At 57.6% G+C, this 1,107-nt stretch carries 2 protein-coding genes and 2 pseudogenes; all 4 read right to left on the reverse strand.

Annotated elements, in window-relative coordinates; genetic code table 11:
- A partial coding sequence (locus EOB80_RS36015) for an exopolysaccharide production repressor protein (RefSeq protein ID WP_348627680.1) occupies window positions 1–163 on the reverse strand: 163 nt, incomplete at its 3' end.
- Window positions 160–476 (reverse strand): annotated as a pseudogene (gene fdxB, locus EOB80_RS34245) (ferredoxin III, nif-specific). The gene EOB80_RS36015 and the pseudogene fdxB, both read right to left, overlap by 4 nt.
- On the reverse strand, window positions 473–631 hold the full coding sequence (locus EOB80_RS34250) for a CCE_0567 family metalloprotein (RefSeq protein WP_224571204.1): 159 nt from the start codon (window positions 629–631) through the stop codon (window positions 473–475). The pseudogene fdxB and the gene EOB80_RS34250 overlap by 4 nt, the downstream one beginning before the upstream one ends.
- Before the next feature lie 91 nt (window positions 632–722).
- Window positions 723–1,107 (reverse strand): annotated as a pseudogene (locus EOB80_RS34255) (DUF269 domain-containing protein); the annotation flags it as partial.

Consider the following 1,107-nt stretch of genomic DNA (forward strand, 5'->3'; position numbering starts at 1 on the left):
AGCCGGCCTGAAGCAGCAGCGAACAGGCCAGCGTCGTGACGACTGCCACACGGAGCGAATCCAAAGCGAAGTAAACCATCGACGCATTGCTGCACAGGACCAGCCCCACGAGCCGACAAAAAGATGAAGTGCAACGCCGCTCCCCTGGTTTTCGCCAGATCATGTTGCGAGCTCGTCGGCCGCAACATGCGTCTGGCAGTTCTTGGGGCAGACGCGGCCGCAGGCTCCGCAGCCTATGCAGCGGCCGGCATCTTCGACAACCATGATCATGCGATTGAGCTTGCCGTCGAAATCGTCGTCCTCGTCATCGCAGGGGCCGAGGATTTCACCCGCATCATCAACGCCGTGAAGATGCATGACATCGCGCGAGCAGACCTTGAAACAACGGCAGCAGCCGATGCAGGTTTGCTATCGATGGAGGTCAGGTACGGCGGCATCCAAATGGAGCCGTCACGGGTGGTGAATGTGCGCATCATCCTAAATTCTTCATTGAAGCGAGTTCTCTCTTGGCAACATCCAACTCGGCATAAACGGCTTGGGTTTTCTCGGCGACTTCCTGTATGTCGGCCCACTTGCCCGGCAGACCCTCGACGAGGTCCTGCAATGCCATCTTGGCAATAGCTGCACGCAACTGGAGCTTTCAGACTTTTTTCCTCATCCTATCTAGGTCTGACATAGATCCTTTCTGGAACAATGGTTTTCTTGATGCGCTCCATCTCGGGCTAGGCTTCAATGGCTGCAGTCGCATCGTCGACCAGTTTCGTACCGGCCTCAGCAAGTTTGCGGAAAGTCTCGAAGCCGAACCGGTGGACGTCTCGACAGAACGCCCAACCGCCGGAAGCCCCCACGGGTTTCATTTCTATTGTCGGCGACGTCGACACGCCGGAGCGCTCCTCGATCGCAAGCGCTACGGCGGTGTAAAACATGTCGAGCCTCCACAGCGCGTCAGGATCGAGGATCGCCGCCAAAGGGTACCGCACGTTGCTGTTGCTTGGTGATGATGAACTCGGCCAGCAGCTCGGCATCCGAATGGCCTTCCCATAAGCCGAAGGAATCCTGAGTACGAATGAGCCGCAGGAGGCATTTGACGAACGGGGAAGCAAGGGC

It is taken from the genome of Mesorhizobium sp. M7A.F.Ca.MR.245.00.0.0 (genome assembly GCF_003997415.1).
In the GTDB taxonomy this organism is placed as follows: Bacteria; Pseudomonadota; Alphaproteobacteria; order Rhizobiales; family Rhizobiaceae; genus Mesorhizobium.